21 protein-coding genes and 1 tRNA gene are annotated in these 22,979 nt (G+C 39.0%); 8 read left to right on the top strand and 14 right to left on the bottom strand.

Features of this window, described 5'->3' with window-relative positions:
* Positions 1-235: 235 nt before the first annotated feature.
* Positions 236-757, bottom strand: coding sequence for a helix-turn-helix domain-containing protein (locus tag BP861_RS14790; RefSeq protein WP_292376762.1), 522 nt, complete (start codon positions 755-757; stop codon positions 236-238).
* 419 nt (positions 758-1,176) lie between these two features.
* Between BP861_RS14790 and BP861_RS14785 the strand changes: the two genes are divergently transcribed.
* From BP861_RS14785 to BP861_RS14775, 3 genes are all read left to right on the top strand, one after another.
* Complete coding sequence (locus tag BP861_RS14785; RefSeq protein ID WP_292376761.1) at positions 1,177-2,208, top strand: ABC transporter substrate-binding protein; 1,032 nt, start codon at positions 1,177-1,179, stop codon at positions 2,206-2,208.
* Between the two features lie 120 nt (positions 2,209-2,328).
* Positions 2,329-3,117 carry an ABC transporter permease gene (locus BP861_RS14780; protein WP_292376760.1) on the top strand — a complete coding sequence of 263 codons (789 nt, stop codon included), beginning with the start codon at positions 2,329-2,331 and terminating at the stop codon, positions 3,115-3,117.
* 1 nt (position 3,118) lies between these two features.
* Complete coding sequence (locus BP861_RS14775) at positions 3,119-3,883, top strand: ABC transporter ATP-binding protein (protein WP_292376759.1); 765 nt, start codon at positions 3,119-3,121, stop codon at positions 3,881-3,883.
* Positions 3,884-3,978: 95 nt separating this feature from the next.
* On the opposite strand, the gene BP861_RS14770 is transcribed toward BP861_RS14775, so the two are convergent.
* The 5 genes from BP861_RS14770 to BP861_RS14750 form a co-directional block, all read right to left on the bottom strand.
* The gene (locus BP861_RS14770; RefSeq protein ID WP_292376758.1) at positions 3,979-4,407 is read right to left on the bottom strand and encodes a polymer-forming cytoskeletal protein; all 429 of its coding nucleotides are present in this window, start codon (positions 4,405-4,407) and stop codon (positions 3,979-3,981) included.
* Between the two features lie 399 nt (positions 4,408-4,806).
* The gene (locus tag BP861_RS14765) at positions 4,807-5,013 is read right to left on the bottom strand and encodes a TRAM domain-containing protein (RefSeq protein WP_292376757.1); all 207 of its coding nucleotides are present in this window, start codon (positions 5,011-5,013) and stop codon (positions 4,807-4,809) included.
* A gap of 51 nt (positions 5,014-5,064) precedes the next feature.
* Positions 5,065-5,271, bottom strand: coding sequence for a TRAM domain-containing protein (locus tag BP861_RS14760; RefSeq protein WP_011033303.1), 207 nt, complete (start codon positions 5,269-5,271; stop codon positions 5,065-5,067).
* 56 nt (positions 5,272-5,327) lie between these two features.
* Entirely contained in the window at positions 5,328-5,534 is a 207-nt protein-coding gene (locus tag BP861_RS14755; protein WP_292376756.1) for a TRAM domain-containing protein, read from the bottom strand.
* 57 nt (positions 5,535-5,591) lie between these two features.
* On the bottom strand, positions 5,592-5,798 hold the full coding sequence (locus BP861_RS14750; protein ID WP_011306042.1) for a TRAM domain-containing protein: 207 nt from the start codon (positions 5,796-5,798) through the stop codon (positions 5,592-5,594).
* A 523-nt stretch (positions 5,799-6,321) separates the two neighbouring features.
* On the opposite strand from BP861_RS14750, the gene BP861_RS14745 reads away from it, so the two are divergent.
* Positions 6,322-6,395 (top strand) — tRNA-Lys (locus BP861_RS14745).
* 226 nt (positions 6,396-6,621) lie between these two features.
* On the opposite strand, the gene BP861_RS14740 is transcribed toward BP861_RS14745, so the two are convergent.
* Entirely contained in the window at positions 6,622-6,756 is a 135-nt protein-coding gene (locus BP861_RS14740) for a hypothetical protein (RefSeq protein WP_292376755.1), read from the bottom strand.
* A 293-nt stretch (positions 6,757-7,049) separates the two neighbouring features.
* Between BP861_RS14740 and BP861_RS14735 the strand changes: the two genes are divergently transcribed.
* Positions 7,050-7,220, top strand: a complete 171-nt coding sequence (locus BP861_RS14735) for a ribbon-helix-helix domain-containing protein (protein WP_128506349.1) — start codon at positions 7,050-7,052, stop codon at positions 7,218-7,220.
* Between the two features lie 224 nt (positions 7,221-7,444).
* Here BP861_RS14735 and BP861_RS14730 read toward each other — a convergent pair whose 3' ends face one another.
* Together BP861_RS14730 and BP861_RS14725 are read right to left on the bottom strand one after the other, a co-directional pair.
* Positions 7,445-8,479, bottom strand: a complete 1,035-nt coding sequence (locus BP861_RS14730; protein WP_292376754.1) for a methionine synthase — start codon at positions 8,477-8,479, stop codon at positions 7,445-7,447.
* A gap of 167 nt (positions 8,480-8,646) precedes the next feature.
* The gene (locus BP861_RS14725) at positions 8,647-9,693 is read right to left on the bottom strand and encodes a methionine synthase (protein ID WP_292376753.1); all 1,047 of its coding nucleotides are present in this window, start codon (positions 9,691-9,693) and stop codon (positions 8,647-8,649) included.
* 326 nt (positions 9,694-10,019) lie between these two features.
* Here BP861_RS14725 and BP861_RS14720 point away from each other — a divergent pair, with 326 nt between their 5' ends.
* Positions 10,020-11,732: an asparagine synthetase B family protein gene (locus tag BP861_RS14720; protein WP_292376752.1), complete on the top strand. Its 1,713-nt coding sequence runs from the start codon at positions 10,020-10,022 to the stop codon at positions 11,730-11,732.
* A 68-nt stretch (positions 11,733-11,800) separates the two neighbouring features.
* Here the strand turns inward: BP861_RS14720 and BP861_RS14715 are convergent, their stop codons facing one another.
* The 5 genes from BP861_RS14715 to BP861_RS14695 all read right to left on the bottom strand — a co-directional run bounded on the left by BP861_RS14715 (position 11,801) and on the right by BP861_RS14695 (position 20,053).
* Positions 11,801-12,211 carry a hypothetical protein gene (locus BP861_RS14715; RefSeq protein ID WP_292376751.1) on the bottom strand — a complete coding sequence of 137 codons (411 nt, stop codon included), beginning with the start codon at positions 12,209-12,211 and terminating at the stop codon, positions 11,801-11,803.
* A gap of 232 nt (positions 12,212-12,443) precedes the next feature.
* Positions 12,444-14,153: an arginine--tRNA ligase gene (gene argS / locus BP861_RS14710; RefSeq protein WP_292376750.1), complete on the bottom strand. Its 1,710-nt coding sequence runs from the start codon at positions 14,151-14,153 to the stop codon at positions 12,444-12,446.
* A gap of 130 nt (positions 14,154-14,283) precedes the next feature.
* Positions 14,284-15,531: a peptide chain release factor aRF-1 gene (prf1, locus tag BP861_RS14705; protein ID WP_292376749.1), complete on the bottom strand. Its 1,248-nt coding sequence runs from the start codon at positions 15,529-15,531 to the stop codon at positions 14,284-14,286.
* Between the two features lie 707 nt (positions 15,532-16,238).
* A complete protein-coding gene (gene twy1 / locus BP861_RS14700; protein ID WP_292376748.1) occupies positions 16,239-17,288 on the bottom strand; it encodes a 4-demethylwyosine synthase TYW1 in 1,050 nt (349 codons plus the stop codon).
* A 713-nt stretch (positions 17,289-18,001) separates the two neighbouring features.
* The gene (locus BP861_RS14695) at positions 18,002-20,053 is read right to left on the bottom strand and encodes a DNA-directed DNA polymerase II small subunit (RefSeq protein WP_394339184.1); all 2,052 of its coding nucleotides are present in this window, start codon (positions 20,051-20,053) and stop codon (positions 18,002-18,004) included.
* Positions 20,054-20,668: 615 nt separating this feature from the next.
* Here BP861_RS14695 and BP861_RS14690 point away from each other — a divergent pair.
* Both BP861_RS14690 and dusB read left to right on the top strand, forming a co-directional pair.
* Positions 20,669-21,226: a signal peptidase I gene (locus BP861_RS14690; RefSeq protein ID WP_292376747.1), complete on the top strand. Its 558-nt coding sequence runs from the start codon at positions 20,669-20,671 to the stop codon at positions 21,224-21,226.
* Positions 21,227-21,522: 296 nt separating this feature from the next.
* Entirely contained in the window at positions 21,523-22,482 is a 960-nt protein-coding gene (dusB, locus tag BP861_RS14685) for a tRNA dihydrouridine synthase DusB (protein WP_292376746.1), read from the top strand.
* The last annotated feature ends 497 nt before the right edge of the window (positions 22,483-22,979 follow it).

Genomic DNA, 22,979 nt, shown 5'->3' with positions numbered 1-22,979 from the left:
TCCAGGAAGATAAACTCTTCAGGAAAATGAAATTCAAAAACAAAAAAGAGTAAAGACTTAAAATTCCCGCGTTAACATAAAACGCGGACCCTTTCTATTTTTAAAATAAAAAATACAACTTTGATTTAAATTCAGCAGTTTTTCAGGGTTTTGCTGATAGCTATTCAGTATCTTTTATTTCGCAACACTCATTGTTCCACGCCACATAGATTTATTTTGAATGCCCGACTGTACTTTACTCCATCTTTTTGAGCGCAAGTTCAATCGCATCTAGGAGACTGTTTTTCGGGATAATTGTTGTGACAGGAATATTTAGAATTTTATCCACAGTCGGGCCTACTATAGGAGCGCAGACCAGGGATTTTGCTCCATCTCTTTCGGCGTTAACTGCTGCTATTATGGCTTCTTCCATTGAGGTTGCAGAATATTCCCTGATTGTGACCAGCCTACCAGCTATCTTTTTCTTTGTTTCTACTATATTGTCAAGTACCGTGCGGGCTGCAATTACAGCAATAAAATCTCCACTGTCTGATTCATTAATATCGCGGATTGTTTTAACGATCTGGCGGAGAGTTTTAATATTGGGATCCCGGTTCCCGGACAGGATCTTGTAAAGGGTACTCGGAGGTATATTTGCTTTTTTGGCGAAATCCACAGCAGTGAGGTTAAGATCCTCTTTAATTACAGTGGAAAGTGTTTTTTGAAAAACCTCATCGGATTCGAATGCGGATTTGATAACCTTGTCTGCAACATTCATAAAATTCAACCTTTTAAACTCTGTAAAGAGTTTTTAACGACGGTAAATAATCTACATTTTGCAGGAAATATAGTCCTTAATGAGAAATATGTCCAGATGTATTAATACATTTGGGATATAATAAAAACAGCTTTGAGAGGTTATATATAGGAAGTGTAAAAAAATATTAATATCCAGCAGCGTATATACTTTTTATTATAATTGGAATTCTTATATGGAGATATAAAATTCTTCTCAAAGTAGTTTATTGAGAGATGACAAAAAGAAAGATGGAAAGCCTGTTAATTTTTCTTAATGAAGAAAGACCAAATTTCAAAAAAAATGTTATAAAAATGTTATTTAAGTAATGGATGTTATCATTTATATGGATTATCAGTACATGAATTATTACCAGTTGTAAATATTATCGAGGTGAAGCTTTGAAGAAATTAGGTATAATTTTACTCGTTTTATTGATGGTTGCATCTATCTTCGTATCTGGCTGCACATCTAGTAATGAAGGTAATAAAAGTGAAGTAAATGAGACTTCTACACTTACCGAACTGAATATTGGCTATCAGCCAAGTACCCATCAGATCGCATATATGACTGCGGCTGAAAAAGGATGGTGGAAATCAGACCTTGCACCATATGGAATAACGAAGATCAATGAATACCAGTTTCCGACAGGAGCTCCTGAAATGCAGGCAATGCTGGCTGGAGACTTGGATGTTGCCTATGTAGGGGCAGCCCCTGTGATCACAGCTCTCAGCCAGGGCCTTGACGCAAAGATTATTGAGCCTGTCCAGATAAACGGTTCAAGTCTTGTCCTTCGGCCCGAGTACAAATACGAAAGCCCTCAAGACTTAAAGGGCCTTAAGATCGCTACTTACCCGCCAGGCACAATTCAGGATACCCTGATCAGGAACTGGCTCAAGGAAAACGGGCTTGACCCTGAAAAAGATGTGACAATTCTTGGAATGGCTCCAGGAGATGCTGTCACTGCAATTTCAGCCAAACAGGTTGATGCTGTATTCCTGCCTCACCCCTCCCCAACAGTTGTAGAAAAGGAAGGTAATGGGCGTATCATAGTACAGTCTGGAGAAATGGAAGCAAACCATTCCTGCTGTGTACTTGTCGTAAGTGGAAAACTTATCAGGGAACACCCGGATATTGTGGAACAGATTGCAAAGACACATATTAAGGCAACAGAATATAACCAGGAGCATGTGGACGAAGCTGCCCAAATTTACTCAAACAAAACTTCAGAGAATCTTGAAATTGTAAAGGCATCTCTTAAGGAATGGGATGGAAAATGGATTACAGACCCCGCCTTGATCGAAAACTCAGCTGTCAATTACTCAAACGTTCAGTATGAGCTTGGGTATATTCCAAAAGCCCTGACACAGGAAGAGATCTTTGATACAAGCTTCTATGAGAAAGCAATAAGTGAGGAACAAGCTAAGGAATAACAAAGAATAAAATAAAGTTCGGTTGCCTCTGCATATATAAGGGACAACCTCAAATTCTCTTTTTTCTGAGAGATAAAATGTGCCGGAAAGGTAAAAAAGTAAGAATCCTTTTAAGTAGACATGAAAAATAATTTCATAAAAACAATAAAAGAAAATGGTATTGAAGCACTGTCTCTAATAATAGTAATTGCGATATGGCAGCTTGTAGCGGATAGAATAGTACAGAATAAGTTGCTTCTGCCTAGTTTTTATGATGTAACCACCTCTTTCTTTTCAATCATTGAAAGTGGACTAATTTTCACGGATGCACTGACAAGTCTGCTTCATTTCTCAATCGGTATTATTGCAGCATTCGTAATAGGAATTCCTCTCGGAATAATTATGGGATGGTTCAAGGAAGCAAACAGAGCAATTGATCCTATAATAGAGATACTTCGCCCGATCCCCCCTCTTGCCTGGATTCCCTTTGCAATTGTATGGTTTGGATTGACTCATCAGGCTGCGGGTTTCGTTGTGTTTGCAGGAATGGTATTTCCTATTATTGTCAATACTTATACTGGGTTTAAAAATGTACCTAAAGTTTATGTTGAAGCAGCAAAGGTTCTTGGTTGTACCCGAAATTTGGATCTTATACGTCATATCGCAATTCCCTCAGCTATGCCTTCAATTGTTGCAGGAATCAGGATTTCCATGGGAGTCGGCTGGATGTGCCTTGTAGCTGCGGAAATGTTTGGAGTTAGTAACAGGGGACTTGGATATCAGATCTGGCACAATTATTATCTACACAGGATGGATTTTGTACTCGTTTATATGATCCTGCTAGGATTCGTGGGCCTTTTAATTGACCGCTTCTTCAGACGTTATGTAGACGCAAAATTACTGAGATGGACATCAGGAACTGTGGTATAAAATGGGCAGAGTAAATGTAAAAAATATTTCACGTATTTTCACTAAAAAAGAAGACAATTCAGGTACAGAAGCCTTACATGATGTGAGCTTTGATGTTGAAGACGGAGAGTTTATCTGCCTTCTAGGACCGTCCGGCTGTGGGAAGACCACTCTGCTCCGTATTGCTGCAGGACTTGAAACCCAGACTTCAGGAGAAATTACACTCAATGGAGTTCCTATAACTGGCCCGGACCCTAAAAGAGGCATGGTTTTCCAACAATATTCCCTGTTTCCCTGGAGAACAGTCATCGACAATATTACTTTCGGGCTTGAAATGCAGGGAATTAGTAAGTCTGAAGCCCGGAAACATGTGGAGAAATATATAGAGCTTGTGGGCCTTGAGCAGTTCAAAAATAGTTATCCATATGAACTTTCCGGAGGTATGCAGCAGCGTGCAGCCATTGCACGAGCCCTCGCCAATGAGCCTGAAGTCCTCCTTATGGACGAGCCCTTTGGGGCCCTTGACGCTCAGACTCGAAATGTTCTCCAGGATGAACTCCTGAAGATATGGGAACAGAAACATGTGACCTTCCTTTTTGTAACTCACAGTGTGGATGAGGCAGTTGTTCTTTCGGATAGAATAGTGGTCATGACCGCAAGACCAGGAAGAATAAAAGAGATTGTAAAAGTGGATCTTCCCCGCCCGCGATCCAGAACAAGCCCAGAGGTTAACCATTTAAGGGACCGCGTCCTGAGACTTCTGGAAGAAGAAAGGTTCCACAGGTAAGGTACTATGTTTTTGACAAAATAGAGATAAGTCACAGTGTGAAGAGGCAAACAAAGAAGAAAAAGAAAAAAGTTAAATTCCTGTAGAAAACTCCGTTATTCTTCAGCTCGGATAATCACTTTTGTTAATGGTTCCACTTTTCTGATAATAACTTTTCCAATAAGTTCAAGTGTACCGTCTGCTTTTACGGAGTCTAGTGTGCACCCGGGCCTGACGTGGATATCTCCCTGGCAGGCCGCAACATTTATTTTAGCTCTATCAAGAAGAACGAGTTCAGAATCTGTCTCTATATTACCCAGAACTTTTGCCTCGGAACAGATGAGAGCACTTTTGGCTTTTACATTGCCCTTAACAATAGAGCCTTTTCCGAGTTCAAGCCTGCCAGTCACTGTGAGGTTCTTCCAGAACTTAACTTCTTGCCCGACAATTACATTGCCGTTCAGAGTAAGATCTTCCTCAAGAAAAGCCCGTTTTTCAATGATGTAAGTATTGGACCTGGGGTGGTACTTGATAAAACGAATCATTAGAAATCACTCCGGGATACTTTCCCGGCTATATATGTAAAGCAAACATCTCTGAAGCATTGGCAAAAATTTGTCAATTTAGTTTTCAAAATATGATTGAATATCTATTATATAATAGCATCGAATGTTCACTATCAGACGCCGTGAACAAACAATTAAAGCATAAAGAACATGATGAAATATGCAAAAAATATGATCCTATCAAAATAAGCTGGAAAGACAATAAGTAGATAAGAATATAACAGACTATAAACGCATAAAAACAAGAATAGATAAAAGGAAAATAACTCCAAGAATGAAAATTAGGAGATTAATAAGTATGTGAATGGAAAGGAGACTGAAAAATTATATGTAAATATTATTCTTCAGTCTCGCTTTTTTTCGTTTCAAATATCCTGCTTACTCAACAAGGCTGGCAAAACCGTATTTGGGAAGAACCCGTTCGATTTTGATCCGAACCTTATCGTCAACTTTGGTGCCGGGGACAAAAATAACAAAACCTTCGATACGGGCGATCCCGTCTCCCTGGCGAGCAACATCCTGAATAGTTACGTCGTAAACTTCGCCCTCTTCAACAGGAACTGAGCTGCTTTCATCTCTGAACATGAAAACCATTCCTAATAATTAATTGAAGATGATATGATTTATTTACGGAGTTTACTCGACAACGCTTGCAAATGCAAATTTGGGAAGTACCCTTTCGACTTTAATCCGGACTTCATCGCCAACTTTGGTGCCCGGGACAAAGATAACAAAACCTTCAATGCGAGCAATGCCGTCTCCCTGACGAGCAATATCCTGAATAGTTACATCGTAAACTTCGCCCTCTTCGACAGGGACTGAGCGACTTTCTTCTCTGAACATGAAAACCATTCCTTTAATTTACTTAAATTTAATACAGTTACTTTATTTTCCTGCACTTACTCGACAATGCTTGCAAATGCAAATTTGGGAAGTACTCTTTCGACTTTAATCCGAACTTCGTCACCAACTTTGGTGCCCGGGACAAAGACTACAAAACCCTCAATGCGAGCGATGCCGTCTCCCTGACGAGCAATATCCTGAATAGTTACATCGTAAACTTCGCCCTCTTCGACAGGGACTGAGCGACTTTCTTCTCTGAACATGGGAAATCATTCCTTTAATTTACTTAAATTTAATACAGTTACTTTATTTTCCTGCATTTACTCGACAATGCTTGCAAATGCAAATTTGGGAAGTACTCTTTCGATCTTAATCTGGACTTCATCGCCAACACTTGTATTCGGGACAAAAACTACAAAACCTTCGATACGGGCAATGCCGTCTCCCTGGCGAGCAATATCCTGAATAGTTACGTCGTAGGTTTCGCCCTCTTCAATGGGCACAGGAGCACGTTCATCTCTAAACATTACATTCATTCCTTTGACTTCTATTAATTAGCTTAAGAAAGCTCTATCGACAGAAAAGAGTAAAAAAGTACTTAACAAGCCAAACTTGAACCCAAATTCAGGAAGTACACATTCTACTTAATCTATTTGATTAACTGATCCCCAACAGAGCTTCGGATAAGTCAATTAATTGGTCATACTCATATTCGCTTGTATATAACGTTTTGCTTTAATATCTGTGAAAAAAGAAAAGTAATGAAGTTAGGAAAAAAGTTAACTTCTCATTGTCAGATTTCTGATTTCTAATTTGAAAGATACTTAAATAAGGTCAATGCATTTAAAAAATAAAAATAATCTGAATAAAATAGATTCTTTATAAAATTTAAAAATTTTTGAAAGATTTTTACTTAAAAAGCCTGAAAAAATTCTACAAAATTCAGATTTATTTCGGAAAGATTATAAAGGAAAAGTACCCATGCCGAAACTTATAAATAATTAAAGATCCATTCTGAGAATCGCTTATTTAGCAAGAATAATAATGTGTGGGCCCGTAGCTTAGTCAGGCAGAGCGATGGACTCTTAATCCATAGGCCGGGGGTTCAAATCCCTTCGGGCCCGCTATCGTTATCTATTTCTGAGATTTCGTTAAGTGATTTTGAGTATTCTTTTACTAATTTTGAGCATTTTTCATCGATTTATGGACTCTTTCATTAATTAACTAATAGAATTTTTGTTAATCTTAGTCATTATATAGCAAAATATGGCTTTTAAATCTGGAGCATTATGTTATTTTAATTTTTTATATTAATACCTTATTTCATCCAATGCTATTGCATTATGTACGTCACGGGATATTCGGTGTGTTTTTACTATCTCCGTCTTTTCTAAGCCCGATAATATCTATCCTGTAGGTTACAGGCTTATTGTTCACTGTTTCTCTTATCATTGTAGCAGTAATGCAGAAAATACCCTTGATCAAAAAAATTGTGCCCCGATTTCGTGCTTGATTTTGTCCTAGGTTTATCCTGGATTCTTAAAAATTCAGAATTTCAAATCTGTTATATAAAACCCTTAGATGAAAATCCGCTAGATGGGAATCCATTACAGGATTATTTCTGTAGATCGAATTTATAACTCAACAATTTATCCTATAAGGTAATCCCATAACCTCACATTATTAAAATATCAGTAACATATTTGGAAATGACTAATTGATTGTTATCAATTGGTAAAAAATATCAAATATATAAAAATCTAAAAGGTGCAGCTCTAATGCCAAAAGTAAGTGTCGAAATTCCCCAAGAACTTCTAGATGACCTGAATAGACATGTAGGAGATAACAAAAAATTTGTCAGTCAATCTGATGCTATTCGAACTGCTATTCGAAAAATGCTGGATATGATGGATGATATCGATAGAAGGCACGGGAGACTCGACAAATGATTAAAAATCCTGAAAATCGAAATTTGCTATAAAAAGAGTTTATAAAAATACCCCTCTATTTCCACTGTGCTTTGGCATCTGTCGGCTATTTTTCAAGAAATACAATTTTACTATGTAACTTCTACTGGAAGGAAAAACGAAGCCTAATTTCTCAGGCTATGGCCCTTTCAGGTTACGGATTTTCCAGATAAATTTCATATAAAAGCTAATTAAAGAGTTCAGGGTCAGAGAGATTCCCTGAAATCCTTTATACCCTGAGCTACATTGGAAAGCAGGATGAAAGCTATTCTCTGGTTGGGCCAGGAGCCAAGCCCGCAGTCAGGACCTACATACTTAATCAGATTGCCAAAACGCCTGTAATAAACCCTGAGTCTCTTAGTTATAGTAGCAGGGGTTTCAAGTCCGCTTACGATTTCCGGAAGATATTGTTGATCTTTCCAGACGTTAGTACAGTATCTTTCACTAAGGATTCCTGCAAGAGTATAAATATCGGTTCTCGCAATCCCAAGTCTCAGAAAAGAATCCGTATCTTCCAGAACTTTCTTATCTATTAATTCCAGGTAAGAAGGTGTGCCAGCAGATTCTACCCCTATAACGTTAATTGTAGGAGTTTCACAGGCAAGATTATAGTAAAGAGGAGAGTGAAGGTGAACCTCTACATCGGCTCCCCACTTACTGGCCGCTTTTGAAGCATTAGTAAGGGCAGAAATAATATCGTTTTCATCAAAAGCAAGCTCAGGGTTCAGCCCTATACTTGGTTCATCAATAGAAACCGTTGCGATCTTGAAATTTTTTGCAGATCTCATGGAATTTCTAACAAAATTATTCACGCTTTTTGCAAAAAGAGAATAGATGTCCGTATACTTTGTACCTCCAAACTCTTTCAGATAAAGTTCGGTGGGACCGGTTACACAGATCCTTACCTTCAGAGTCTCTCCAAACTTTTCCTTATAAGCTTTTGCAACCTTCTCTATAGCCTCAAGCTCTTCGATCCTGGAACACTCAAGTTTTACCTCAAAGGGGCTGTCACAGCAGTTAGAATCCCTGATCACCCTCAGGAACTGCTCATTCATATCCTGATACTGGGGATAGGTAGGAACATTCACACCTGCATCTATTTTTTGCTGAAAGGCATCATTGATTACCGTAAAGAGTTTCTCATCTTCGGTTCTCGTTTTAAAGGCATTTTGGACCCATTCCTTACTAACTCCTTCAGGAAGGGGATAACTCCCAATATCGTCAAAGATGATTTCTTCCATATCCTCTTAGTAGACCTTTAAGGATTTAGCGTTATTGGAAAACAGAATAAATATAAAAAAGAAAAAAAACTAGAAAACTTAAATTTCACTCGACTATTCAATCTTTTAGGAGAAGATTATTTCGGAAAAATTATCCTTATTATTTAAGAGAGATTATTGCAAAAAAATTAGTTGCCCTCACTTTTTTTCTCCGCATTAAATTCATTAATGCCTTTTGCGGTATTCTCAAGAAGTTTGAAGGCAAGTTCCTGATCCGGCCAAAAAGCCAGTCCACAATCCGGACTTGCATACTTTATCCGATCTCCAAGCACAGAATAAGCCGTTTCAAGCCTCTGTTTTACGACATTCGGAGTCTCAAGGTCAGTAACGATTTTTTGCATGTACTCCCTTTCCTTCCAGGCATTGACCCCATAAGTCTCATTGACAATGCCTATAAGGCTGGAGATATCGGTTCTTGAGACTCCAAGTCTGATGTAGGTGTTTGAGTCCTCAAGCACTTTTTTATCCAGAAGATTAAGGTAAGAAGGAGTTGCCGCATATTCAAAGCCTATAATATTGATAGGGGTCTCGCAGACAAGTTTATATTTTAATGGAGAATGAAGATGAATTTCCATATCTGTCCCTTGATTCCTGGCGTAGGTGGAAGCGACAGTGAGAGCAGAGATGATGTCAGTATCAGAAAACTGAATTCTGTCATTTATCCCGAGACTTGGCTCATCCAGGGCTATAACCTTTATTTTAAAGTGTTTCGCAGCCATAAACGCCTGTTTTATGAAATCTTCAAGGTCCAGTGCAAGGACATGATATGCATCTACATAATCCGTTGCCCCAAACGCCTGGAGGTAGAGATCTGTTGGGCCTGCAATACAAACCCTGACTTCAAGTGTTTCTCCTGTTTCTTCCCTGTACTGTTTTGCAACCTCGTCAATTATCTCCAACTCAAGGATCTTTGCATTTTCTTCTTTCAGTACATAAGGCTCATAACAGTTTTTTTCATTTTTTATAATATCCAGAAACTGCCCTATCATATCTCTAAACTGAGGATAAGTGGGTACATGCACTCCCACATCTATTTTCCTCCGGAAAGCCTCCTTTACCATAGAAAAAAGTTTCTCGTCCTCATCCCGGTTTTCAGCCGCGGTCTTTACCCATTCCCTTGTAATACCTTCAGGCGTGGGAAGACTGCCTCCATCAATAAAAATAACGTCCTGCATACCTGTTATTTAAGACAGTATCAAGTATTATAATTATTGGAAATCATCCTGTTCAATAACACAAGGTTATTATTATATTTTATAAAAAGGAATTTAAACAAATGAAGTATAGATTGGAGCTAATAAATAATATCATATTTACATAGATGCGTTTTCTGGCAAATAATTTCGATCAAAAATAAACCACAGTTTCTGACATATTGGATGGAAATTCTAAAATTAAAGATTATTCCACCTTAAGCGTTCGCTGTATTGTTTTAACATTTAGTTGAAGAAAAGTGTAGGAAAATATAAATTAATAAAGGGGTCAATTTTGGGGGTGTACAGTGAAAAATGAGGTAAGCTTACTTAATAAGCATTATACGTGGAAAAAAATAGAATTTAACGGAGTTACATATCATCTAAAAGGCAATGTATTTTTTAATAATAGACTCCTGAATCCACAAGAATTCGTTGAGTTAATATCGTCATTAATCTGTAAAGAAAATCACGGCCAGAAAAAAGAAATTGAAAATCTCCTTAAAGAGTTAAATGGAGAGTTTGCGATTGTAGCTGAGACTGAAAGTACGATATTTTGTGCTGTGGACAAACTAAGGAGTATTCCACTATTTTATACAATAGCAGAAGACACATTTATTGTGTCAGACAGTGCTTGCTATTTAAAAAGCAAAATTAATCAGCAACTTAATGAGGAAAATGCAGCAGAATTTATGCTTGTAGGCTATGTAACAGGGAGAGATACTCTCTTTGATAGCATAAAACAAATGAGAAATGGAGAAATCTTAAGTTATCAGAAAGAAAAGGACAGCCTTAAAACTTCCTACTATTTCAGATTTTTACATGGAAACTATTATGGACTGCCTGAAAAGAAGCTTCTTGAAATGCTGGATTCTGTCTTTATAAACGTTTTTTCGAGACTTATTGAAAGTACCATAAAACAGGGAAAACGGTTGGTTGTGCCTTTAAGTGGAGGACTGGATTCGCGTATTATTGTTACAATGTTAAAAAGGCTTGGAGTCAATGACGTTATCTGTATTAGTTATGGAAGAGAAGGTAATCGACAATCCATGATAAGTAAACAGGTAGCAAAAGCTCTTGGATATGAATGGTTTTTTGTAAAGTATACAGCTCAAAAGTGTCATGAATGCCGTAACTCTAAAGAAGGCAATTATTTCCAAGAATGGGCTGGGAACCTGTCATCTCTGCCACATATACATGATTTTGTCGCTCTCAAAGAACTGAAAAACCAGAGAAAAATTCCAGACAATTCCGTTTTTGTTCCGGGACACACCGGAGATGTGCTTTCAGGTAGTCATATTCCCAAGTCTTACCTCGACACCTCAATAAGATATGATTTAGAAACCTTTTTGGCAGATTCCCTGAGAATGCATTACAATCTTTGGAAATTACCCTATAACTATGAGCTTGAACCTATTTTTAAAGAAAAATTAAAGAACTTAATATTTGGACTGGAAATAAATGATAATGAAACCTGTGCAAATGCAATAGAATTTTTTGATTTTAATGAAAGACAGCCCAAATTTATTATAAATTCAGTCAGAACCTATGAGTTTTTCGGGTATGAATGGAGAATACCATTCTGGGACACCGAACTGATTAATTTTTATCTGAAAATACCAATAAAACACAGGGTAAATCAGGACCTTTACAAAAAATATGCAAGAGATTGGTTATTCTCAGGAGACTTCAGCATACTTAAAAAAATAGATTGTACTACCGATATTTTAAACCTTAAGCCTCTAGAGAAACGCTCAAAATATGAAAAACTACAGTACTATAGGACATTTATTCACAGCTATTATGACGAGAAAATAGATAACCCGATATGGGGGATGCACTTTGAAAATCCCTTAATCTCAAGGCTTCTGACAAAATTTTCCAGATATAAGAATAAGAATATTGAAAAATATCCAATGCTAAAAACTATAATAGAATATAGAAATGAAACAAAATATCCTATGTCAGTAAATGGGATAAGCACTCTAAGTTACCTATCAGGTATTAAGGAAAGAGCATGATTATAATGAGACAAATATAAAGTTTTACTGAAGAACTAAAGCAAAAAAATTCCCATTTTTCTAAATACTCAATAGCTTTTCTTATACTTCTTGAGAACCTTGCTATTTACTTCAAAAGCCTTTTCGTCAATGTAACCTTTTTCCTGAGCCCATTCAAAGAATTTTTCAAGGACTCTAGCGGCTGTACCCGTAAACTTCTTGCCTCCTCCGACTTCAACTACATAATCGTTGAGAAACTCCTTAATTCCGGATGGGGTGAGATGCTCAGGACCAAAAATGTCGCAATAGCTCTTGTTGTCATGTTCATTTCGGGCATTATAAATTTCTCTGTCTTCTTCAGAGAAAGAATCTTCAGCACTAAATTCCAGGAATTCTTCATAAAGAAGGATCACATCTTCAAGGTCCAAGAAGGCATCAGGTTTCAAGCTAGCTTCCTGCTCATTCAAGAATATCCGAAAAGCTTCGTTTATAGTGGTCATAATATCTGCATCAGTATTTGTAAACTATATTTTTTGCTGCAAAAGATTTTATATTTTTCTCAAAACCTCCTTTTCAGGAGCGGATAGATGATATTCAAAAAAGGAAGATTGAGGAGAAACAAAAAGAAAAGGGAAGAAGAGAGAAGGAAAGAGAATAAAAAGATAAAAAAGTTATTTTTATTTTTATCTCTAACTCCTTTTAATATGTCTATACAGACATTTATTTTTTTACTTACATAGATTCGGGTGCTGCAATTCCAAGCGTATCAAGTGAGTTTGCAAGCACAATCCTTGCACAGTTCACAAGAGCCAGTCTTGCAGCCCTGACTTTCTCGTCCTCGGCAGCAATTACAGGGACAAAGCGGTAGAACTGGTTAAAAGCATCAGCGAGTTCACGGGCATAGATCGCAAGCACGTGAGGTTTGAGTTCGCGGGCTGCAAGGTCGATTATACTGTCAAACGATGCCATCTTCTTGATAAGATCGATTTCAGTGTCCTCGACAAGCAGAGAAGGCTCGATTTCTGCAGAGGGATCCCAGGCTACTTCTTCTTTTGCTTTCTCGAGAATACTGCAGGCACGAGCATGGGAATACTGGATATAAGGAGCGCCCTGCTTCTCAAAGTCCAGAGCCTCTTTCCAGTTGAAAACCGTGGATTTTTCCGGGGAGACCCTTACAATATCATATCTTACCGCGCCTATTCCCACCATTTCTGCAACCTGCTTCTTGAATTCGTAAGAGGTCTCAGGACGACGAGTTTCGACCTGTTCGAGGGCTGCTTCCGTAACCCTGTCAAAGAGCTCATCTGCACTTATGAACTGCCCGCGACGGGTGCTCATTGAACCTTCAGGGAGAGAGACAAATTCAAAAATAACGACTTCAGGTTCCTTGACTCCGATTGCGTTCAGGGTGGCCCTTAGCTGGCCTGAAATCAGCTTGTGGTCAGCTCCGAAAACATCGATTATGCGGTCTGCCTGTCCGGCTTTCCATTCATGGTAAGCAAGATCTCTTGTCGTGTAAAGAGAGGTACCGTTTGAACGCTGGATAACAAGAGTCTTTTTAAACCCGTAGTCTGAAAGATCTACCACAAGTGCCCCTTTGTCTGTTTTTGTCCTGCCGGTCGCCTTGATCCTTTCAACAATATCATGCACTGCCCCGGATTTAAGGAAACTAGATTCGTTGACAAACTTATCATGGACGACATTTAAACGAAGCAGAGTCTCCTTAATTCCTGAGATCGCCAGGGAAACTGCGTTGTTAAAACTGTCGATTGTCCTGACATCCCCGGCTTCTACCTTTTCCATAAGAGAATCAATTTCCTTTACATACTCCGGGTTTTTATCCAGCTCGATATTGGCTTTGATATACACATCAGCAATGGCAGAGTCGGGTTTTCGGGAAAGGTCAAGCTCAAAGCGTTCGCATGCCCAGGAAACTACTGCGATCTGGCGGCCCATATCATTGACATAATACTGTACCTCTACATCGTATCCTGCTCTCCTGAGAATGCGGGCAAGAGTGTCTCCGATAATGGAGTTTCGGATGTGCCCTACGTGTAAAGGACCATTAGGGTTTGCTGAGGTGTGCTCAAGTAAAATTTTATCCTTTGGGGCTCCGCAGCCAAATTTCTCCTTTTCTTCAAGAACTGCAGTAACTGTCCTATCCAGATAGTGCCTTCCTGCATGGAAGTTAATGTAAGGGCCAGAAGCACTTACCTCTCCTATGTATGAATTATCCGGAATTTCGATTGCAGAAACAATGCGGGTTGCAAGTTCTTTCGGGTTTTGCTTGTACAGACTTGCCAGCCTGAAAGCGGCCCTGCTTGCAAGGTCAGCGTAAGAAGAGGTTTCGAAATAAAGTTCGGAATCTTCAATTTCAAGTCCGACCTTTTGGATAGCGTCTTTTAAGATTGATGTAGCCTGAGCTTTTAATTCCAGGAACAAGATAAATCACCTGTAAAAACTACGAAAACAATGTGATAACTTTAATTTACTAATTTTGATTCAGTGATCTAAGGACAGTCTGATTAAAAAAGTATTGGATAAAAAATATTGGATAGGAGTCCGGATGAGATTAGACTCCAGTACTATACCTTAGAATTGCAGCAATGCCTCCGAAAGCGTTCATGAGTTGTGACCCTTCATCAAAGTCGGTAGACACGAAAACAACTTTTGCATTGCTTTTGTCAGCAAGGGCTGAGAACTCGTCAACGATATCGGTAACGTCCGTGACTTCAAGGGAAGCTCCACAGTTTGGACAATTCCCGGCTGTCGGGGCAGATTCTCCAGGTTTCCAGCGCCGTGTCCACTTATTTTCATATCCGCAAACACTGCACTTCGTGGTTACCCTTTCAGCCCGCAGATCTTCGGAAAGCAGGAGCACATCCACAGCGTTGATTTCAAGGTTTGCTCGTACCTGGGTCTCCCCATAGGCTACTTTACCTGAGTCGGAAATAAGTTCTTTGAAGAAGGCCCTGACAGCGTTCTTCTGCCCCATGAGTTCAAGATCCTGAAGCTTATCTGCGGCAGCATTCACGAGTTCCGAGAGCCCTGATTCGTCAGTATAAGCCGTATCAAAGAGCCCAAGGATCTTTCTCATAAGCTCGTGGTGCAGAAACTCTCCGGCATAGAACTCTTCCTTCGTAGGAGAAGGGCCTCCTATCAGGATACCTTTGAGATCTTTAGGCTCAACTGCTAGGAAAATATCATTTGCGGCGTCTCCTATCCTCTTATAGAATTCATGGATGGCAATTAGCCTGAGCTGCTGGAAACGATGAGAACTCTGACCACCTTTCCTCTGTTTTCCCGGAACTGTTGAGGTAAGGTTGCGAAAGGCCTCGATCCTTTTTCCGACCAGAAGCCCTACTGTGGCTTCCCTGCGGTCAAGCACCAGAAGCCCAAACGTGCCCTTATCCTTGAGCATATCCTCAAGAGGCTCAAGATAGAAAGAGGAGTCACAGTGATACTTATAAACAGTAATGGGTTCAGGAGGGACAATTACTTCGCTCTCCATACTCGTCTTGTTAGCTCCGATATCCACGGCCCCTGTGAAATAAACTATTCCGTTTTCAGGAACCTTGTCTAAATATCTGAGCCTTGAAAGGAGAGATTCAATGGCCCCCTGTACATTAGTCCTGGTAAGCTTAGACTTAATATTTGCAGCCTGCCCGTGTTCGTCTTTCAACTGGTTTGTAACGTCAAAAATCTGCTTGTCAGGAGGAATATAAAGCGAGATTAGCTCGGTACTTCTTCCTTTCTTATCCCTCAGGCTTTCAAGCTTCTTTTTAAATTCGTATTTTTCGTGTGCAGATTGTTCAGTCATTTTAAAAGTTCCCCATGAAGATAGCAAAATTCTGATATTTATGGTAAATTTGAAATTGAATCCGTTATTGAATTTGAGATTACTTTTTCGATTGAGATTGATAAATGTAAGGCAGATTAACTGGACTAGTGAATAAGTTTGAACTTTCAATTAATTTGAACTCAAATCGTCTTGAGCTTAGAATCAATTTGAACTACGGAATTTGAAAATACATTTAAGAATCTCACTTTTAACATTTTAAATATGAATCTTGGTAATTTTTGTTATTCAGTCCATCATTCGTTTAGCTTTTCGGTTAGCTCAACAAGGGTGATGAAAGATTTGATAACGACAAATCAACACAGAGAGTTCAGTCCCGACCGAAAGCTGAATGTAAAAACCGCTTTGAACATGAAAAACTGAAAGTAAGAGTACGCTGTCAGAAAAACCGACATTCCGAAATTTCGGAAAAAAGCCAGTGCCTATAAGGCGTAAACTTGTTCGTTTTCATGTTCTGTTGATATCACTAGATGTGAGACATAATTTTACTCAAACTGTATATGACTATAAAACTGGATTAATCCATGCTGGAACTATATCCTAATTGAAACATGAGTTTATATTTGTTTCTATCCCCCGACTTAGATTATATATTTATAGATATATAAGAATCATTCTGTATACTCTGAGGTTAATTATTATTAGTACTAATGGTAGAAAACTTGAGTTTAATCAAGATAGGAAACCCTTTTGACAGAAGATTTATTTCTGTTGACAGGGGACTTTTTCCCATCCTTTGATAACAGGACTACCCTGCTAATTTCAGATTCGTCTGCGATTTCATACCCAAGATGTTTTGCAAGTTCCTTTGAAAACTCTAAGACCTCTTCGTGAGTAGGCATTGCAGATCGGTCAAGCCTGAGCCTTGAAAAACCCAGATGCATATACGCTTTTATCTCCACAAAATCAGGAGAGGCTTTTTCCATTAGCTTGGCATAAGCCTCAGGCTTGAACAGGTTTTCACCTTTTACCAGGGTGGTTCTGATAACTGTCCTTGATTCTTTCTGTTTCATTAGGGACAGAGATTCATTGATCTTTTCCCATAGGGCAGGCGATCTGGGCTGGCAGACCTTAAGATAAGTCTCAAGATCCGGAGCATCGAGGCTCATGTAGAGCTGGGAAGGGGAAACTTTTGCAAGCATGTCGGGAACTGTGCCGTTTGTGACAAGAAATGTCGTAAAACCTCTTTTTTCGTACTCCTCGATAAGTTCAGGGAGATAAGGATAAAAGGTTGGTTCACCTGACAGGGAGATTGCAACATTGTTTGGTTCATTGCCCTCAAGCCAGCGTTCCTTAAGTGCATTAGGAGAACCGCCAAAGCCTGTAATTAACTTACGCTGGCAGACAATACTTTCTTCCACTATCTTCTCAGGTGAATCCCACTCCTCGGGCGCAGGAACAGGAACCTCAGTCGGGCGCCAGCAGAAAAGGCAACGTTGATTGCACATAAGCGTCGGAGTCATCTGAAGGCATCGATGAGACTGAACTCCATAAAACTTCGATTTATAGCAGAACCCCTGGTCATTCATAGCGTGTCTGAGCCAGAGACAGGTCTTAACGGCCGAGTGGCGGCCTGCCAAAGCATAGCCCTGCTTTTTCAGGAGAGTTTTGAAATCAGGAATGTCAAATGGAAGAACAGTAGATTCTCCTTCCAGATTTTCTTCCTGAATTTCCGGGAAATCTTTCCCGGCGTTTTCCTTTTTTTCTTCTAGCGGCATTTTTCGAATATTAAATCTTTGAGGTATATATAAGGATCGGAAAATAATTTTGGAGAGATTCAGAACTCTATACAAACCAACTGTAACCTGTAATAATTTAGATCTTACCAGAGGCTAAAAAAGTTCGACTCTCGATTAAAACTCAACTGAATCTTAATCAGTTGAATACAATTAATCTCAGATCTTGTCCGTGAGTTGTTGATTTTATTTGGAAAATCGGGCACATTCCCCACTTTGTGGAAAATGTATAGATATTCTTAAGCTTATGGTTTTCAATAACTTACGGACATGACCAGAAAAGAATTGTGTTTCTTTTCCAAAGTTGCTACAATATTCACATATTTTTGATAGATAGATGACGTTAATAAGCATTAACTAATATTTACGTAAAGTTATCCATATACTTTAATATTAGACTCCTCAAAAGATGATCAGTTTTTGAACATATATTAAGCCTTATTTACCTAATTAAACATAGCTTCAGTCCCTTCCCAATTAAATGTACTTTAATTGGACAAATAAGGTTTAATATCCCTTAAAAAACTCATCATTTTTCAAGGGGTCTAATATATAATAGTGTCCCTTCTGCAAAGATATATGCTATGATAAGCAAAATCATAACCTTAACACAAATATCTTTCAGTTCTGCATATTTATTAGACTACCTTAATAACTGATTTAGGGTAAGCTGAATAAACAAAATCCAATCAAAATCAGTCAAAAGCAAGAATTTTTACGTCAAAATTCTCTAAATCTACAATTGGGACTCTTGCAGGAACAGGCACCAGATTTACACGTTTTTGGAACTCTGTTTGGCCCTGCCAAGTTCCAGAATTGACCAGAAGGACGTTTTTATAACGTTGGACTCCAAGGGTGTGGACATGGCCTGTATGAATGATATCGGGCACAGGATCGATTATGAAATAATCCTTTTTCTCAGGAGATATGGAAACCCTGCTCCCATAGGTAGGAGCAAGGTGCCTGCGTTTTAGCATCTCAAGAACTGCACCCGCAGGTTCCTGATATGAGACTCCGGGGATGCTCGCCACAAGATCGTCAATCGACCTGCCGTGGTAGATAAGAATACGGACACCGTCAAGCTCCAGAAAAGCAGGATTACCAACAAAAACAATATTCTGAGGGAAATAAGCCTGAATATTTTCCGGCAGAGCGGGCTGGGGTTCTGCCTGGCGGACAGCATCATGATTTCCAGGGCTTATGATTACGCGAATGTGCTCGGGAATTTCCCTGAAATACTCGGCAGCTTTCCTATACTGTTCATAGACATCTAGAATTTCCAGTTCCATTTCTTGGTCAGGATAGATCCCTATTCCGTCAACAATGTCTCCTGCAACAACAAGATAACGAATACTGGCTGCAAGCTCTCGCATGCTTTCTGAGTCCGATTCTCCTTTCAAAAAATCCAGGAAATCAAGCCAGGCATCTTCCATAAACTGGGAACTACCCACGTGCACATCCGAAATCAGTACAGCTTTACCGTGGCTTCCGGTTCTGCGCTGGACATTATTCGGGATATCGGGTTGTATTAGCTTTGTGGCGAGCATGAGGCTTCCGTCATTTGTTACCGAACCCGTTACACCTATGATCTCATCGAGGAGAATTCTTGATGCAAATTCAAAAAGTTCTTTATCTGAATTCCGAATAAGAACTGGAAAAGAACCTGTCGGATCCTCTAACGAAAGAATTTTATGTCCATTTGTTGTGCTGCTGATGTCCGAAACCATGCCTATAATCGAGATTTCCTCAGAACCTCCGTCTCCTCCTCCTCGGCGAAAGCTTCTTCTTTTTAAGCTTTCGATGGGACGTGCATTGATCCTTCCCCGAATAATCTCTGAAAGCCTGCTGTATCTATCCCTGAAATACTGCACAAATTGCATGTATTCCCCTACACAGGTGGAATGCCCTGTTATATCGGAAAATACAGTCACAGGATTTCTGCCTGGATAGTGCTTGTATTCCTCGTTCTTAGAACCAGAAAGAAATCCGATTCCAGAAAAGGAGGAAGTTGACTCTTTCCTGAAAATTCTATTTGAAGGAGAGGGGGGAAGAGAGTTCCCTTGCCCAAAAAAAGAAGAAGATGACCTATTTATAGCCTGAGAGGGGAGAGAGGAGAAAGGCGGAGGCGCTGCCTTTACTGAAGAAAGGGAGGCAGAGGCAAGATGGGAGGCAGAAGCTTCGTCAGATGAAACCACATTTGATTGAGTATCCGGAGTATTCAGAATATCCGGAGCTGGTTCATAAGCCATATCTGGAACCATATCCGGAACTGAAATAGAATCAGGAACAGATTCTTGAAGTGATTTTATAATCGGCTCAGGAGCTGTAATAATAACATCAGGCTCTGAGGAAAGAATGGACTCTGAAAGAGAATTGGGCACTAAAAAAGAGTCAGATTCAGACGGTGGATTACTTGGTATGGAAGAAATTATGGGAGCTCCCGAAAGAATTTTCTTTTTCTCTGTATCAAGGGCATTTATTTTGTCCGAGGGGAACTTCCCTGTTAAAGTTTTGAAATCAGGTTTTCTTTCATATTCTGTGTCATCAGGGTTTTTTTCTTTCTTTGTAGAATTCAGCGTTGAAACCTTTCCGTAAGCGGCAAAGCCTTCAAGATCTATATGTTCAGTTCCTATGACAATAACAGAGTCATCTACAGTTGAGAGGATATATTTGAGCAGGTCTTCAGGAGAGTTACTGGAATAGATGAGCTCCACGGCTTCAGGGCTGATCTGATACTCTTTTTCCATAATAGCCCTTATAATATCCTTTCTTTCCATAATTCCAACCTGACCTTTCGAACTCATCTGAGCTCTTTCAAATCTTCGTGCCTGATCTGGCACTGTAACCGATCTCACTCAAGACTCGCAGAGACTAAAGCAAAAGCTGCTTAAAATATAAAAATTAATAAGATACGAAACTAATTTACTAAATTTACTTTGCTACCATAATAGAAGATTTTATGAAGCCTTTGTATTCTCGATAGAATACTTATAGTTATTAATTCCTATCTATTGTAGAATGAGTATTAGTTCCTATTAATATAGAATGAATCTGTTCATTATTTGTTTAAAAATTATAAAAGAATCAATTCAAAAGAGTCAGTTCAAAACTAATATAGATAAAGATAAGGTCTTCAATAAATTTAATTAAAAGGCTTAACAAATCAATTTTTGACTAATTTATATAAGTCAGAAAAGTAGAATGTATGACTGAAATAGTTCTGCGGCTGCATATAGTCTTAAAATCATATTAATCCTTGGGTCATAATAAATTCAATTAGATAAGATTCGGACAGAATAGGATAGAATATAACGCAGCACCTAGCACCTAAAAGAATAAAATCAAAAGAATAAAGGCTTAACATGAGCGAGATTAATAAGGAAAACAGTGTCCAGGAACAGGAAAAACCCTGGGTTTCCCTTGGGAAGGATTTGCTGTCTGTTGTAGCTGTCGTGATCATTTTCATGGTCCTTTCCAAGCTGGCATTCGGACTCTGGACTCCTATGGTTGCGGTGGAGTCGGGGAGTATGGAACCGCATATGCAAGTAGGAGATATTATCTTCATCAAAAGCGCCGACAGAGTGGACATTACCACAAATGAGGAAGGAAAAAATACAGACTATAAGTCTTTTTCAGATTACGGAGATGTGATTCTTTACCGCCCATATGGAGAGGAAGGAGTGACTCCAATAATTCATAGGGCCATGTACAGAGTAGAAGCGGGAGAGCCTATGTGGGAGAATGGCCCAGTTGCTCCGTATTCCGGTTATATTACCAAAGGAGACAATGTTATAACCAACACTCACTATGACCAAGAAGGACAGATAAGCTATAATATGCCTGTAAAAGACGAATGGATTATAGGAACCGCACAGTACAGGATTCCTTATCTGGGATATGTCAGACTGATCTTCTCATGAGCAAGGTCTATATCCACAACTTATCTTTTTAAGCTCTGAGCCAGTTTGTAAAGAAACTGGTTCAGACACTTGTTCTTTTAAAGCTTTGATTTCCTAGTTTATCCTTTTTATTTCTGGTTGATGCTTTTAACCATAAAAGACTTCAAGAAATTACAGGAAATATCACAATAAGACTACAGTCTTTGAAAGCAAAACAATTCCAAAACAGATAAATAAAGGTAAGAAATGAAAAAACCGTTAGAATAATAATTAAGAAACAATAAAAACAGAAAAATCAATAAAAAACATTCGGAAAAATGAAACTGAATAAATTAAAAATCGGCAAAACCGAAACCCCTGGAAATCTTCTTCTTGCACCTATGGCAGATGTGACAAATCTGGCTTTTAGGCTGCTCTGCAGGCAGAATGGAGCTGACCTTACCTATACCGAGATGATCAGCGCAGATGCCTTGCTCAACGAAAACCGAAAATCTCTTCTCAAAGGTATCTGTTCCCCTAAAGACCGACCTTTCGGAGTTCAGCTTGTAGGAAGTTCTCCTGAGAAATTGAGGGAAGCTGCACTCTTTATTGAAGAGGAGTACAGTCCTGAGATTATCGACGTGAATATGGGCTGCCCTGCGCAGCGCATTACGGGAACAGGATGTGGCTCGGCTCTTCTCAATTCCCAGAAACTTGTATACGAAATAATCTCAGAGCTAACCGATGTGCTGAAGACTCCTGTAACTGTAAAGATCCGAATTCTGAAGAGGGATGAAAAAACCCTTGAGATTGCGCGCCTGATCGAAAAAGCTGGAGCTTCGGCCTTGACCGTACATGGCAGGAGAGCAGAGCAGATGTACTCCGGAAGTTCGAACCTTACAGTGATCCGAGCCGTCAAACATGAAATTTCCATTCCAGTGATTGCAAACGGGGATATAAGGGATGAGGAGTCTGCCGAAGCTACCCTTGATTTTACAGGCTGTGACGGGCTTATGATAGGGCGCGCAGCAATGGGAAATCCCTTTATTTTTAAAAGGATAAGGCACTATCTGGAAACCGGGGAAAAGCTGGAATTTGACAGGCAGGCACGGCAGTTGAAGAACTTTGAGAACTATATCGCCTTACTTGAAGAATATAATCTTTACACATCTACAAATCTAAGAATGCACGCTCACTGGTTTACAAAAGGGCTGCGTGGCTCGCGGCAGATTAGGGAAAAGATTAATAATCTGAAAGATGGAAAGGCGATGATTGAGTTAATAAAGGATTCCTATTAGGAGAAATATTAAAATATTCCATATTTTTTAAAAGATCTTTGTTTACGGCCAATGTGTGACAAAACGTGAACAAGAGACAGGTTAACCTGGAAAATAACAAATATAATACGTTTAAAAAAAAAATTAGAGATTAGAAATATATATAATAATTTCTTTTAATTCACCGAAAGCCTAATAATATTCTACACTATTATCCATGAACTATCAGGCACAAAACAGCGTGAACCCAGAATTGAAAATAAATCTTTCGATATTAATTATAACTCAATGGTATGAAAGAGATCCAGGTTAACATTTGCCATTTAGGTTTTGGATCCCTGAAGTACATATACATTTTATATTTATTTTATATCGTAGTAGTGCCTGAAGAAAGAGTCAGACGCTGATTGATACCTATTATGTCTGACAAATTAGTAAATTGGATAACATTAGGTTGATTCGATTAGTATTCGATTAATAGCAGTGTGCCAGACAGCTAATTAAGACTTGCCAAACAG

Source organism: Methanosarcina sp. UBA411, assembly GCF_002495725.1.
Classification (GTDB): Archaea; Halobacteriota; Methanosarcinia; order Methanosarcinales; family Methanosarcinaceae; genus Methanosarcina.
Note: the sequence above shows the minus strand (reverse complement) of the source record. Positions and strands in the feature narration are given on the sequence as shown.

Bases quoted from the DNA above. Each gene is read 5' to 3' on its own strand.
- BP861_RS14775 (WP_292376759.1), top strand. From the start codon at position 3,119: ATGGGCAGAGTAAATGTAAAAAATATTTCACGTATTTTCACTAAAAAA.
- BP861_RS14735 (WP_128506349.1), top strand. From the start codon at position 7,050: ATGCCAAAAGTAAGTGTCGAAATTCCCCAAGAACTTCTAGATGACCTG.
- BP861_RS14695 (WP_394339184.1), bottom strand. From the start codon at position 20,053: ATGGAAAAAGAGTATCAGATCAGCCCTGAAGCCGTGGAGCTCATCTAT.
- BP861_RS14770 (WP_292376758.1), bottom strand. From the start codon at position 4,407: ATGATTCGTTTTATCAAGTACCACCCCAGGTCCAATACTTACATCATT.
- BP861_RS14755 (WP_292376756.1), bottom strand. From the start codon at position 5,534: ATGTTCAGAGAAGAAAGTCGCTCAGTCCCTGTCGAAGAGGGCGAAGTT.
- BP861_RS14780 (WP_292376760.1), top strand. From the start codon at position 2,329: ATGAAAAATAATTTCATAAAAACAATAAAAGAAAATGGTATTGAAGCA.
- prf1 (WP_292376749.1), bottom strand. From the start codon at position 15,531: ATGACTGAACAATCTGCACACGAAAAATACGAATTTAAAAAGAAGCTT.
- BP861_RS14750 (WP_011306042.1), bottom strand. From the start codon at position 5,798: ATGTTTAGAGATGAACGTGCTCCTGTGCCCATTGAAGAGGGCGAAACC.
- BP861_RS14715 (WP_292376751.1), bottom strand. From the start codon at position 12,211: ATGACCACTATAAACGAAGCTTTTCGGATATTCTTGAATGAGCAGGAA.
- BP861_RS14765 (WP_292376757.1), bottom strand. From the start codon at position 5,013: ATGTTCAGAGATGAAAGCAGCTCAGTTCCTGTTGAAGAGGGCGAAGTT.
- dusB (WP_292376746.1), top strand. From the start codon at position 21,523: ATGAAACTGAATAAATTAAAAATCGGCAAAACCGAAACCCCTGGAAAT.
- BP861_RS14790 (WP_292376762.1), bottom strand. From the start codon at position 757: ATGAATGTTGCAGACAAGGTTATCAAATCCGCATTCGAATCCGATGAG.
- twy1 (WP_292376748.1), bottom strand. From the start codon at position 17,288: ATGCCGCTAGAAGAAAAAAAGGAAAACGCCGGGAAAGATTTCCCGGAA.
- BP861_RS14760 (WP_011033303.1), bottom strand. From the start codon at position 5,271: ATGTTCAGAGAAGAAAGTCGCTCAGTCCCTGTCGAAGAGGGCGAAGTT.
- BP861_RS14725 (WP_292376753.1), bottom strand. From the start codon at position 9,693: ATGCAGGACGTTATTTTTATTGATGGAGGCAGTCTTCCCACGCCTGAA.
- BP861_RS14730 (WP_292376754.1), bottom strand. From the start codon at position 8,479: ATGGAAGAAATCATCTTTGACGATATTGGGAGTTATCCCCTTCCTGAA.
- BP861_RS14690 (WP_292376747.1), top strand. From the start codon at position 20,669: ATGAGCGAGATTAATAAGGAAAACAGTGTCCAGGAACAGGAAAAACCC.